A 12,424-nucleotide genomic window follows, 5' to 3' on the forward strand; every position below is an offset into this window, starting at 1 on the left:
GGCGGGCGGGGCGGTGGGGCAGGGAAAAAGGGGCGCCGCCGCTGTGTTGCGTCAGCGCGTCAGTCCCGCGTAAGCGGCGGCCAGGCGCCGCACCAGGTCCTGCGGGCGGTGCACCAGCGCATAGCCCTGCGAGCCGAACAGGTGCGGCAGGTAGTCGTGCGCCTGGGCGTCGATGGTCACGCAGAACGGCGTGAGGCCTGCCGCGCGCGCCGCGTGCACGGCGTGGCGCGTGTCCTCCAGGCCGTAGCGGCCCTCGTACACGTCGAGGTCGTTGGGCTTGCCGTCGGTGAGGATGAGCAGCAGGCGCTGGCGCTCGCTGCGCTCCAGCAGCCGGGCCGTGGCGTGGCGCAGCGCCGCGCCCATGCGCGTGTAGTAGCCGGGCTTGATGGCGTTGACGCGCGCGATGGCGCCCGCGTCCCAGCGCTCGTTGAAGCCCTTGAGGTGCTGGATGCGCACGTGCTGGCGCCGCACCGAGGAGAAGCCCAGGATCTCGAAGGCGTCGCCGCTGGCCGACAGCGCCTCGCCGAAGACGTGCAGCGCGTCGCGGATCACGTCGATGACGCGCGCGTCCTGCGTGGCGTAGGCGTCGGTGGACAGCGACAGGTCGGCCAGCAGCAGCGTGGCCAGGCTGCGCTCCGCGCGCACGCGCTGGATGTAGACGGGCGGCGCCTCGCTGGCCGGGCCGTGGCCGGCCTCGACCTGGTGGCGCACCCAGGCGTCGATGTCGATGTCGTCGCCCTCGGTGCGCCCGCGCAGGCGGGCCGGGGCGGCGCGCAGGGCTTCGAGCCGGCGGCGCATGCGCCGCGCCACGGCGCGCAGCGGCGGCGGCGCGGTGTAGCGGGCAGCGTCGCGCGCCACGTAGCACTGCACGGCACAGTGGTCGGGGTGCAGCAGCGCGCGCTTGTAGTCCCACTCGGGGTAGCGTGCGCCGGGGCCGAGGGGCAGGTCGTCGTGCGCGGCGCTGGGCAGATCGAGGTCGAACTTCACGCGCGAGGCCATGGCGTGCCCATCGGGGGCGATGGCGAGTTCGTCCATGTCGTTGGCGGCGCTGAGCGCGGTGCCGTCGTCATCGTCGTCGTCGGCGCGGTTGACGCGCGTGAACTCGGTCCACGACAGGATGGACTCGGCGCGGAACATCATCATCAGCGGCGCGTTGTTGCGCTCGTCGGCCACCGACTGCGCGGCGCGGCGGCGCGGGTCGCTCACGGCCGGGGGCTGGACGGCGGCCTCCTCGGCGCCCTGGCCCTGCTTCTTCTGCGTGGGCGCGGCGCGGGCGGCGTCGGCGGCGGGCAGGGTCAGCCACAGCCACAGCGGGGCCACGTCGCCGTGGCGGATGTCCAGGTCCATGTCCAGGCCGGGGGCGTGGCCGTGCAGGGCCTGCTGCACGGCGCGCTCGGCGATGGCGGCGCGGCCACGCAGGCGCGCCGGGTCCGGGCGCTGCGCCAGCTGCCGGGCGCGCAGCCGCTCGTAGCGCGGGCGCAGGCCGGGGAAGGCGGCCAGCGCCGCCTCGGTGGCCGTGACGTGGCCGGCGAGCCAGCCCCGGGCCGGGTCGAGGTGCGCGGCCAGCGCGGCCAGCCACAGGTACAGGTCGCGGTTGTGCGGGGCTTCGTCGAACACGCCAATCTCGGGCGGCAGGGCCAGCACGTCGGCCTGCCACTGGCCCAGCACGGCGTGGGTGCCGCCGCCGGCGATGCGCTGCAGCAGCGAGCGCGCGCCGCCGCCGCCCACGCGGCTGGTGCCCGCCGGGGCGATGCGCACGCCCTGGCCGCCGCCGCCGGCACGGAACATGAGGCCGATGGTGCGCTGCATCTCCTCCAGCCGCACCGGGGCCTGCGAGGCGCGGCCATCGGCCGCGCGCGTGATGAAGCGGTGCCACTGGCGGCCGACCCATTCTTCCATGCCGCTCTCCTGCGAGGTTTCAAAAACAATAGCTGCCAGCGCTTGCCCCGCAAGGGCTGGAGGCCAAAAAGATGCCTAACTGCCTATCACGGCGGCCACCACCTCGGCCAGCGCGGCGGCGGTGTCGGCGTCGTCGGTCAGCGCATCGACCACGGCGGCCTGGCAGGCGGTGGGCAGCGCGATGCCGCTGGCCACCAGGCGTGCGGCCATGACCAGCAGGCGCGTGCTGACGGTTTCCTCCAGGTCCTGCGCGGTCAGGCGGCGCAGCGCCTGGGCCAGCGCCACCAGGCGCTGGGCCACGGCGGCGTCCACGCCCGATTCGCGCGTGACGATGGCCTGCTCCACCTCGGGCGCGGGGTAGTCGAAGTTGAGCGCAATGAAGCGCTGGCGCGTGCTTGGCTTGAGGCTCTTGAGCACGTTCTGGTAGCCGGGGTTGTAGCTCACCACGAGCATGAAGCCCGGGGCGGCGGCGATGTGTTCGCCCGTGCGCTCGATGGGCAGCACGCGGCGGTCGTCGGCTAGCGGGTGCAGCACGACGGTGGTGTCCTTGCGCGCCTCGACCACTTCGTCGAGGTAGCAGATGGCGCCCGTGCGCACGGCGCGGGTCAGCGGTCCGTCGGCCCACACGGTGCCGCGTTCGGAGATGAGGTGGCGGCCCACGAGGTCGGCCGCCGAGAGGTCGTCGTGGCAGCTCACGGTGATGAGCGGGCGGCCCAGGCGCGCCGCCATGTGCTCGACGAAGCGGGTCTTGCCGCAGCCCGTGGGCCCCTTGATGAGCACCGGCAGGCGCTGCGCGAACGCATGCGCGAAGAGCGCGGCCTCGCCGCCTTGCTCGGCGTAGTAGGGCACCTGTTCCAGGTGCTTTTGTTCGCTGTGGTCCATGGGCATGGTCTCGGTGGTTGGGGGGAACTTGCCCGGCCCCGGAGGGCCGGGCAAGCCGCTTGGGTCAATCGCCAGGTCAGACGCGCGGGTGCACGCGCTGGGCCGGCTTGGCCTGCAGCGGGTTCACGGCGGCACCGCTGGCGTGGTCGCCGTCATGGCCGTGCTTGTGGTGCTTCTCGCCGGGCAGCACGTGGTTGCCGCCGGCAAAGAAGCTGGCGAAGTACACGAACTGGCCGATCAGGAACAGCACGCCGCCGCCGACACGCACCCAGTAGAAGATGCGCAGTTCGTCCTGCGTGGCCATGAAGGCCAGGGCGTTGGTCTCGGGCAGGCGCTGCAGCCAGACCTGCACGGTGCCCGCGGCCGTCAGGGCCAGCACCATCACGGCCATGCCGATGCACATGATCCAGAAGCTCCACATTTCCAGGGCCTGCGAGCGCTGGCTGTTGGCCAGGCGGCCGCGCAGCGTGGGCATGGCGTAGCTGATGATGGTGATGACGACCATCACGTAGGCGCCGAAGAAGGCCAGGTGGCCGTGCGCGGCGGTGACCTGCGAGCCGTGGGTGTAGTAGTTGACCGGTGCCAGGGTGTGGATGAAGCCCCACAGGCCCGCGCCCAGGAAGCCCATGACCGAGGTGCCCACGGCCCACAGCACGGCGGCCTGGTTGGGGTGGTTGCGGCGGCGCTTCTGCACCATGTTGAAGGCGAACATGGTCAGCAGGAAGAAGGGCAGGGGCTCCAGTGCCGAGAAGATGCTGCCGATCCACAGCCAGTAGCCGGGCATGCCGATGAAGAAGAAGTGGTGCCCCGTGCCCAGCAGGCCGCTCATCAGCGCGAAGGCGATGATGATGTACATCCACTTGTCGATCACCTCGCGGTCCACGCCGGTGGTCTTGACCAGCACATAGGCCAGCAGCGCGGCCAGGATCAGCTCCCACACGCCTTCCACCCACAGGTGCACCACGAACCACCAGTACATCTTGTCGCGCACCAGGTTCTCGGGGTTGACGAAGCTGAACAGGAACATCAGCGCCAGGCCCCACAGGCCCATGAGCAGCACCAGGGTGATGCTGGTCTTGCGGCCCTTGAGCACGGTCATGCTGATGTTGTAGAGGAAGCCCAGCGCGACGACGACGATGCCGACCTTGGTGGGCAGCGGCTGCTCCAGGAACTCGCGCCCCATGGTCTGCAGCAGGTTGTTGCCCGTCAGCTCGGCCAGCTTGGCGTAGGGCACCAGCAGGTAGCCCAGGATGGTGAGCGCGCCCGCGGCCAGGAAGATCCAGAACAGCGCGATGGCCAGCGCCGGGCTGTGCAGCTCGGTTTCGGCCTCTTCGGGAACCATGTAGTACGCCGCCCCCATGAAGCCGAACAGCAGCCACACGATGAGCAGGTTGGTGTGCACCATGCGCGCGATGTTGAACGGGATGTACGGGAAGAACAGGTCGCCGATCACGTACTGGAGGCCCAGCGTGATGCCGAAGATGATCTGCCCGGCGAACAGCACCATGGCTGCGATGAAGTACAGCCGGGAAACCGACTGGCTTTGGTATTTGAGAACCTGGGTGGTCATGGCTTGTGCTCCTCGGTCAGCCTTCGATGTTGGGTGGCCAGTTTTCGGTATTGATCTCGCCGGTCCACTTGAGGAATTCGATCAGGTTGTTGGTCTGCTCCTCGGTCAGGTTGAACTGCGGCATCTGGCGGCGGCCGGGGGTGTTGGAGGGCATGGAGGCCATCCAGGCCTTGATGAAGTCGGGGCCGCGGCGCTTGACCACGTTGCCCAGCTCGGGCGCGAAATACGCGCCTTCGCCCAGCAGCGTGTGGCAGCCGATGCAGTTGTTCGTCTCCCAGACCTTCTTGCCCGCCACCACCGCAGGGGTGATGGCATGGTCATTCGACCGTTCGGGGATGCGCCGCTCGCTGTCAAAGATGAGTGCGGCGAACAGCAGTGCGAAAAACACCGTGCCGCCGTAGAACATGTTGCGGGCCATTTGCTTGGTAAACCCGCTGTGTACCTGGCTCATTCGTAAGCCCTCCTTTTAAATGGGAGTTTCATCTTCCCCTTTTGCGGCGGAAAAATCCTTGAACTTGTTCAAGATTAAGGTGTCGCCCCGATGGCTTGAAGCGTGTTCTTCAGCGCGCGTGCCAGGCCGAGGCGGCCAGCAGCAACAGCACCACCGCCGCCAGCCAGCCGAGCAGCAGCCGGCGCCACAGCGCCGGTGCGTGGCGCAGTTCCATGTAGTCGAGCACGATGAGCGCGCCCTTGAGCGCCGACAGCCCGAGCACGATGGCGGCGCTGGCCAGCTCGGCGCGCGTGGCGCTGCCGCTCTCGCCCAGCCACCACGTCAGCGCCGTGGCCAGCAGCAGGACGGCCCAGATGACATTGATGCGGCGTGCGGTCATGGTTTTTCAGTGTTTTTGGCCTCCAGCCCTTGTGGGACAAGCGCTGGCAGCTATCAAATTAGTGGATCGGCAGCGAATCAGCGCAATACATAGACCAGCGGGAACAGCACCATCCACAGCAGATCGACCATGTGCCAGAACACGGTGACGGTCTCCAGCGCGTGGCAGTTGCCGGGGCCGTAGGCGCCGCGCCGCGTGGGTGCCCACAGCAGCGCGAACAGCAGGCAGCCCACGGCGGCGTGCAGGAAGTGAAAGCCCGTCAGGCCGACGTAGAGCATGGCGAAGGTGTTCTCGGCGACGTCCAGCCCCTCCTGCCACTTGTGCACGTACTCCAGGCTCTTCACGCCCAGGAACCCCAGGCCGAAGGCCAGCGCGGCCAGCAGCCAGCGCGCGCCCGCGCGGCTGTCGCTGGCGCGCACGGCGTGCAGCGCGCGCGCCGCGCAGGCGCTGGCGCTGACCAGCAGCACGGTGTTGAGCGCGCCCGAGTTCAGGTCCAGCGTGGCCTGGCCCGCGGCGAACAGCGCGGGATCGCGCAGGCGCGCCCCGGCGAAGGCCACGAACAGCATGCCGAAGGTGAGCAGCTCCAGCAGCACCAGCAGCCAGACCACCAGGTCGCCCGGCAGGCGCTGGGCCGGAGCCTGGGGCGTATCGGGTGCGGGGGGGAGGGGGAGCGCCGCTGCTGCGGCGGCGCCGGTCAATGCGAGGTGCCCTCGCTGCGCGTGATCTTGTTCCACACGTTGTATTTTCCTACGGGCTTCTTCATGGGCAGGCGCTTGACCTCCTTGAAGGTGGTGGCATCGAAGACGATGAGGGCGCCGTCCATCTCCCACACGCTGGCCAGCGCGTAGCGCCCGTCGCGCGTGAACTCGATGTGCGCCAGCGTCTTGCCCGGCTCGCGCACCTGGGCCACCGGCTCCAGCGTGCGCTTGTCGATGATGGTGAGCGTGTCCTTGGCGGCGGGGCTCATCATCGAATCCGTCCAGGCGTAGGGCGTGTCCTCGTGGCTGCGCATGAAGAAGCCGGGGCCGGGCGTCTTGAGGGTGCGCACGGTCTTCCAGGTCTTCATGTCGATCACGTCCACCGCGCCGCCGCCCAGGTTGGGGCTGGCCAGCACGGTGGTGCCGTTCCACGCGAAGGTGATGCCCGAGCCGAGGTGCGGCATGCCGGCGATGGGCAGGTCGGCCACCTTGCGGCGGATGTCGAGGTTGACCACCTGGGCGCTGGCGGCGCCTTCGCCCTGCTTGGGGCGCGTGGCGCCGAGCGCGTGGCGGTAGCTCTGGTCGAAGAAGAAGTCGTCCAGCGGCTCGGAGAGGGGCGTGCGGCGCACGCCCAGGTAGCCGGGCTTGGCGATGGATTCGCCCATCTTGTAGTCGTGCACCAGGCCGTCGTAGATGGGTTCGGCCTTCTTGTCGTAGGAGATTTCCCAGAGTTCGGGAATGTCCTTGAGCGCCACCACGAAGCTGTGGCGCGGCGTGGCGTCATAGACGGCCGAGACGCGCGAACTGGCCTTGCCGTCGAGCGTGGCGGCGTCGTAGGTCTTGACCAGGTTGAGGTCGGCGTCGAACAGCGCCAGCGTGTGCGGCAGGTAGTTGGCGGCCATGACCCAGCGCCCGTCGCCGCTCACGGCCACGTTGCGCATGTTCAGGCCGGCGCGCACCTCGGCCACCACGGCCAGGCGCCACAGGTCGTACTTGGTGATCCAGCCGTCGCGCGAGCCGAAGAACACGTAGCGCCCGTCGGGCGTGAACTTGGGGCCGCCGTGCAGCGCATAGCGGCTGGCGAAGCGCGTGATGACCTCGAAGCGGTCGCCGTCGAGCAGCGAGACGTGGTGGTCGCCGCCTTCGACGACGACGAACAGGTTCATCGGGTCCGCGTCCCACTTGGGCTTGACGGGTTCGTCGGCCGGCAGGGGCGTGAAGCTGCGCGAGGCGCGGATGTCGGCCTCGCCCCAGCGCGGCGCGGGCACCACGGGCGTGCGCACCCAGGCCGCCAGGGCGGCGATTTCGCCTTCCGAGAGCTGGCCGCCGAAGCCGGGCATCTGCGTGGCCGGGCGGCCTTGCGCGATGACGCGCTGCAGCGCGGCCGGGCGCGTGCGCTCCAGGCTCTCGGGCAGCAGCGCCGGGCCCATCAGTCCGGTGCGCTGCGCGCCGTGGCACACGGCGCAGTGCTGCTGGTAGAGGGCGGGGGCGTCGGGCTTGGCGGCCTCGGGCGCCTGGGCGTGCGCTGCTGCAAGCCAAGCCATGCCCAGGACGGCCAGATACTGGCGCAGCCGAGGCCAGCGGCCGCCGCGCAAGGGCCGCCCCGCCGCGCTGGCGGCGTCCCCTTTCCCCGCGATAGCGGAGAGAAGGGGGAAGCGGCGCAGCCGCTCAGGGGGATGTCGAAAGTTATGCATGGGCGATCTCGATGGTGCGGCGCGCGTTTTTCCTGGCGGGCGCCTCGAACGGCGTGCTGGCGGCGCCCACCTCGGCATCGCCGAGGTAGCAGCCCGGGTCCTCGAACCACGGGTTGCCGGTGAGCTGCTGGGCGCGCACGCGCGTGTTGCCGTTGCAGATGGCAAGGTACTGGCACGCCGCGCAGCGGCCCTGCACGGGGCGCGGGCGCTGCTTCAGGCCGGCCATCAGCGGGTCGCTGGTGTCGTTCCAGATCTGCGAGAACGGGCGCGCGCGCACGCTGCCCAGGTCGTGGTGCCACCACATGGTGTCGGGGTGCACGTGGCCCAGGTTGTCGATGTTGGCCACCATCTGGCCGCTGGCGTTGCCGCCCCAGGCCACCAGGCGCTGGCGCAGCGCGCCCTCCCACTGCGGCAGGCGCTGGCGCACCCACTGCAGCAGGTAGGGGCCGTCGGCGTCGTTGTTGCCGCTCACGTAGTCGTCCAGGCTGCCGGCCTGGGCGGCAGCCCAGGCGTGGTCGAACAGCAGGTCCATGGCGGCGCGCGTGGCCTGGTGGTGCGCGTCCTTGTCTCGGTGGATGTTGCCGCGCCCGGCGTAGTTCAGGTGCGAGAAGTAGAACTTGTTCGCGCCCTCGTCCTGCATGAGCTGCAAGAGCGCGGGCAGGTCGTGCGCGTTCAGCGCCGTCATGGTGAAGCGCAGGCCCACCTTGACGTTGTGCGTAGCCAGGTGGCGGATGGCGGCCAGGCTGCGGTCGAACGCGCCGTCGAGGCGGCGGAACTTGTCGTGCGTGGGTTTCAGGCCGTCGAGGCTGATGCCCACGTAGTCGAAGCCCGCGCCGGCGATGCGCGCGGCCATGGGGGCGTCGATCAGCGTGCCGTTGGTCGAGAGGCCGGTGTAGAAGCCCAGGTCACGCGCGCGCGCGGCGATCTCGAACAGGTCGGGCCGCAGCAGCGGCTCGCCGCCCGAGAGGATGAGCGCGGGCACGCCGAAGGCCTTCAGGTCGTCCATCACCGTGAAGACTTCCGGCAAGGACAGCTCGCCCGCGTAGTCGTGGTCGGCCGAGAGCGCGTAGCAGTGCTTGCAGGTGAGGTTGCAGCGGCGGATCAGGTTCCAGATGACCACGGGGCCGCGTGCGTGGCGCTCGCGGGGCGTGGGGTATTGGCCGGTGGCTTGTGCCTGGGCGAGTTCGCGCAGGTACTGGCTGATGCGGAACATGGCTTCACTCCTTCAGGCGCAGGCCGGTTTTCTTGAGGATGGCGGTGGAATACAGGATGTCGTGGCCACGGCAGGCGTCGCCCAGCAGCGCGGCGATCTCCCCGGCCTGCTGCGCCACGTTTTCGCGGCTGGTGCCGTGCAGCATGGCGAACAGGTTGTAGGGCCAGCCGGGCAGGTGGCGCGGGCGGCGGTAGCAGTGGCTCACGCCGGGCAGGGCGGCCACGCGCGGGCCGAGCGTGGCGACGTGCTCGTCGGCCACGTCCCACACGCTCATGCCGTTGGCGGTGTAGCCCAGGCGGTAGTGGTTGGGCACGGCGCCGATGCGGCGCACCAGGCCCTGGGCCAGCATGTGTTCCAGGCGTTCGCGCACCTGTTCGCCGGGCACGCCGAGCATGGCGCCCACGGCCTCGTAGGGGCGTGCCACCAGCGGCAGGCCGCCCTGGGTGGCGGCGATCAGCGCGCGGTCGAAGGCATCAAGCGCCATGGCGTTCTCCTGGTGCGGCGGCGGTGGCCAGTGCGGGCAGGCGCAGCTCGACGAAATACTCCTGCTCCTTCGGGAAGGCGAGCACGGGCAGGCCGATGGCGTCCTCGATGCGCGCCAGGGCGCTGCCGGCCTGCGCCGGGGATTCGGCGGCGACGACGAACCACATGTTCAGCGCGTGCGTGCGCCGGTAGTTGTGCGCCACCTCGGGAAAGCTGTTGACCACGGCGTTCACGGCGTCGAAGCGTTCCTCGGGCACGGCGATGGCGGCGAGCACGAACTGCCCGCCCGCGCGCTCGATCTGGAACAGCGGGCCGAAGCGCGTGAGCACGCCCTGCGCCAGCAGCTGGTGCAGGCGCTCGATCACGCGCTCCTCGCTCCAGCCCAGCTCCGCGCCGACGGCGGCGAAGGGCCGGTCCACGAGCGGGAAGCCGCCGTGCAGCCGGTCGATGAGGCGGGCGTCTTCAAGGGTGAGCATCGTGGGTTCCTTGTGTGTTTTTATTGGTCAAATCGGCCTCCATCCCTTGCTGGTCAAGCGCTGGCAGCTATCGAATTCGATAGCTTGGCGGGCGCCAGGTGGGCAAAGCGGCGCGCCCCGGTCTGCTTGAAGCGGCGCAGCGAGAACAGCAGCGCCTGGGGCCGGCTGGCCAGCCCGGCGTGCGCCGTGGCCTGGGCCACGGTGGCGCGCACGGCCTGGCGGTCGCGGCCATGCACCATGCAGTACAGGTTGTAGCGCCAGCCCGGCGCGCGTGCGCGCTGGTAGGCCAGCGTGACGCCCGGCACCTGCGCCAGCGCCTCGCCGCAGGCATCGACGGCGCTGTCGGGCACGTCGAACACGGTCATGGCGTTGGCGGTGTAGCCCAGCTCGTGGTGGCGCACCACCACGCCGAAGCGCGCCAGGGTGCGCTGCGCCAGCCAGCGCTGCAGCTGCGCCAGCACGGCATCGGCGCTCTGGCCGAGCTGTTCGGCCCACAGGTCGTAGGGGCGCTCGGCCAGCGCCAGGCCATGCTCGGCCAGCGCCGCCAGGGGCTGCTCGTGCGGCTGCAGCGGCGTGGCCGCCCAGTGCGTGGCGCCCGTGGCCTGGGACTGGCTGGCGCGCAGGTCGAAGCCGGTGTCGATGCGGTAGGGCCGCAGCATGGGCAGGCGCAGCACGGGCAGGCCGGTGTCGGCCTCGATCTGGCACAGCAGCTGTTCCACCTGCGCGTCGTCGCGCCCGGTGGCGACGAACCACAGGTTGGTGGCGTGCTCGCGCTCGTAGTTGTGGTTTACGCCGGCGTGGCTGGAGACGCTGGCGGCCACTGCGTCGAGCCGCCCGGGCGGCACTGCCATGGCGGCCAGCAGCGAGGCGCCGCCCGCGCCGGGCGCGAACACCGCGCCGATGCGGCTGAGCGTGCCCTGGCGCTGCAGCCGCGCGTAGTGCGCGAGAACCTCGGCGGCACCCAGGCCCAGGGGCTGGCCAATCGCCGCGAACGGCTCGGGCAGCAGCGGAAAGCCGCGCTGCCAGGGGTTGAGCAGGGCAAGGTCGAGGGCCTGCTCGGGCGGGTGTGAGCTCATGCGTACCCCATGCAAAGATCGTGGTCAGAACCCCATGCGTTGCGCGCGTGCGGTGAAGAAGATGCCGCTCGGGGCATCGACAGGCAGCGTGGCCTGCGCCTGCAGCGTGTGCGTGTCGTAAACCTGAATGCGGTTGTCGTCGCGGCAGCTGATCCACACCGATTCGCCGCGTGGCGTGAATTCCATGTGCAGCACGGCCTTGCCGGGCTCCAGCGTCTGCACCACGCGCTGGCTCGGGGTGTCGATGACCTGCACGCGGTTGTAGTCGGGCACCGAGAAGTTGACCCAGACCTGGCGCCCGTCGGGGCGCGCCATGACGAACACCGGCTGGCCCGCGACCGGGATGCGCCCGACCTCGGCCCAGGTGGCGGTATCGACGATGAGCACCTCGTGGCGGCCGATGGCGGGCAGGTAGGCGTGGCGCCCGGCCACGGCCCAGCCGCGCAGGTGCGGCATCTTGTACACGGGCAGGGGCTGCTGGCCGCGCCCATAGCCGCCGAGGATGCGGCGCGCGCGCGGCTGTTCTTCCCACAGATCCACCATGGCCAGGCCGTCCTCGCCGAACAGGCCGGCGATGTAGTGGCGGCCGTTGGGCGACACCAGGGCGTCGTAGGGCTGCTTGCCGATGCCTTCCAGCGTGGTGACGCGGGGCTTGCGCGGGTCGGCGCAGTCGGCGATGCAGATGGCGCCGGCGTCGAACAGGCTGTAGATGAAGCGGCGCTGCGGCAGGTCGGCCAGGCCGACGACGCGCGAGCGCTCGCCGCGGGGGGTGAGCGCGGGCAGGTCTGCCAGCAGCTCCAGCGTGGCGGCGTCGAACACCTTGATGCCGCCGGGCGTGTAGTTCTGCGCCACCACCAGGCTGCCGTCGGCGCTGATGGCGCCGCCGATGGAGTTGCCCGCCTGCATGACGCGGGCGGTGATGCGCCGGGCCAGGATGTCGACCTGGGTCAGTCCGCCGTCGCGGCCGAAGACGTAGGCGAAGCGCTCATCGCGCGAGAACACCACCGAGGCGTGCGAGAGGTCGCCCAGGCCGGTGACGCGGCCGATGGCCTCGCGGCGGCTGGTGTTGACCAGGGTGAGCGCGCCCTGGGCGCGCTCGATGACCACGCCCAGGTCGCCCGTGCCTTGCAGCGCGGTGGCGGGGGCGGACGTGGCCAGGGAAGAGGTGGCCGCGCAGCCGCTGGCGAGCAGCGGCGCGCTGGCGCTGAGGGAGAGCAGGGTGCGCCGGTTCATCATGGGGCGGAGCTCCTGTTTTCTTCGGGGAAGCCGCTGGCCAGTTGCTCTGCGATCCACCGCGCCTCGGCGCCCTGGAGCATGGCGCTCCAGGGGGGCATGGGTGTTCCGGGGATGCCGTGCAGGATGACCGCGGCCAGATAGTCCGGGGGTTTGCCGGCCAGGGCCTGGCGCGTGAGCGCCGGGCCCAGGCCGCCGGTGAGACGCATGCCATGGCACGAGCCGCAGTCCTGCCGCACCATGCGCACGAGCTGCGCGGTGCGCTCGGGGCCGGGCACGGGCACTGGCGCGGTTTGCGCACCAGCGGCCGTGGCCAGCAGCACCCCAGCCAGGGACAGGACGGCGGAACGTGGCATGTCAGGTCTCCAAT

General features: G+C 70.6%; 13 protein-coding genes. All 13 read right to left on the reverse strand.

Annotated elements, in window-relative coordinates:
• Positions 1 to 51 precede the first annotated feature (51 nt).
• The gene (locus YS110_02450) at positions 52 to 1,899 is read right to left on the reverse strand and encodes a VWA domain-containing protein (protein ID UJB63702.1); all 1,848 of its coding nucleotides are present in this window, start codon (positions 1,897 to 1,899) and stop codon (positions 52 to 54) included.
• Positions 1,900 to 1,974: 75 nt separating this feature from the next.
• Positions 1,975 to 2,787, reverse strand: a complete 813-nt coding sequence (locus YS110_02455) for a CbbQ/NirQ/NorQ/GpvN family protein (GenBank protein UJB63703.1) — start codon at positions 2,785 to 2,787, stop codon at positions 1,975 to 1,977.
• 70 nt (positions 2,788 to 2,857) lie between these two features.
• Entirely contained in the window at positions 2,858 to 4,351 is a 1,494-nt protein-coding gene (locus YS110_02460; GenBank protein ID UJB63704.1) for a cbb3-type cytochrome c oxidase subunit I, read from the reverse strand.
• A 16-nt stretch (positions 4,352 to 4,367) separates the two neighbouring features.
• Positions 4,368 to 4,802, reverse strand: coding sequence for a cytochrome c (locus YS110_02465; protein UJB63705.1), 435 nt, complete (start codon positions 4,800 to 4,802; stop codon positions 4,368 to 4,370).
• A gap of 109 nt (positions 4,803 to 4,911) precedes the next feature.
• Positions 4,912 to 5,181 carry a cytochrome C oxidase subunit IV family protein gene (locus tag YS110_02470; protein ID UJB63706.1) on the reverse strand — a complete coding sequence of 90 codons (270 nt, stop codon included), beginning with the start codon at positions 5,179 to 5,181 and terminating at the stop codon, positions 4,912 to 4,914.
• Positions 5,182 to 5,258: 77 nt separating this feature from the next.
• Complete coding sequence (locus YS110_02475) at positions 5,259 to 5,747, reverse strand: cytochrome c oxidase subunit 3 (protein UJB67321.1); 489 nt, start codon at positions 5,745 to 5,747, stop codon at positions 5,259 to 5,261.
• Positions 5,748 to 5,875: 128 nt separating this feature from the next.
• A complete protein-coding gene (locus YS110_02480) occupies positions 5,876 to 7,423 on the reverse strand; it encodes a c-type cytochrome (GenBank protein ID UJB63707.1) in 1,548 nt (515 codons plus the stop codon).
• Between the two features lie 142 nt (positions 7,424 to 7,565).
• On the reverse strand, positions 7,566 to 8,786 hold the full coding sequence (nirJ, locus tag YS110_02485; protein UJB63708.1) for a heme d1 biosynthesis radical SAM protein NirJ: 1,221 nt from the start codon (positions 8,784 to 8,786) through the stop codon (positions 7,566 to 7,568).
• Positions 8,787 to 8,790: 4 nt separating this feature from the next.
• A complete protein-coding gene (locus tag YS110_02490; protein ID UJB63709.1) occupies positions 8,791 to 9,270 on the reverse strand; it encodes an Lrp/AsnC family transcriptional regulator in 480 nt (159 codons plus the stop codon).
• Positions 9,260 to 9,745, reverse strand: coding sequence for an Lrp/AsnC family transcriptional regulator (locus YS110_02495; protein UJB63710.1), 486 nt, complete (start codon positions 9,743 to 9,745; stop codon positions 9,260 to 9,262). Before YS110_02495 ends, YS110_02490 begins: the two co-directional genes overlap by 11 nt.
• Before the next feature lie 53 nt (positions 9,746 to 9,798).
• A complete protein-coding gene (locus YS110_02500) occupies positions 9,799 to 10,821 on the reverse strand; it encodes an Lrp/AsnC family transcriptional regulator (protein UJB63711.1) in 1,023 nt (340 codons plus the stop codon).
• Between the two features lie 24 nt (positions 10,822 to 10,845).
• A complete protein-coding gene (locus YS110_02505; GenBank protein ID UJB67322.1) occupies positions 10,846 to 12,054 on the reverse strand; it encodes a protein nirF in 1,209 nt (402 codons plus the stop codon).
• Entirely contained in the window at positions 12,054 to 12,410 is a 357-nt protein-coding gene (locus tag YS110_02510; GenBank protein UJB63712.1) for a cytochrome c, read from the reverse strand. Before YS110_02510 ends, YS110_02505 begins: the two co-directional genes overlap by 1 nt.
• Positions 12,411 to 12,424 lie beyond the last annotated feature (14 nt).

Origin of the sequence: Acidovorax sp. YS12 (genome assembly GCA_021496925.1) — a bacterium.
Classification (GTDB): domain Bacteria; phylum Pseudomonadota; class Gammaproteobacteria; order Burkholderiales; family Burkholderiaceae_C; genus Paenacidovorax.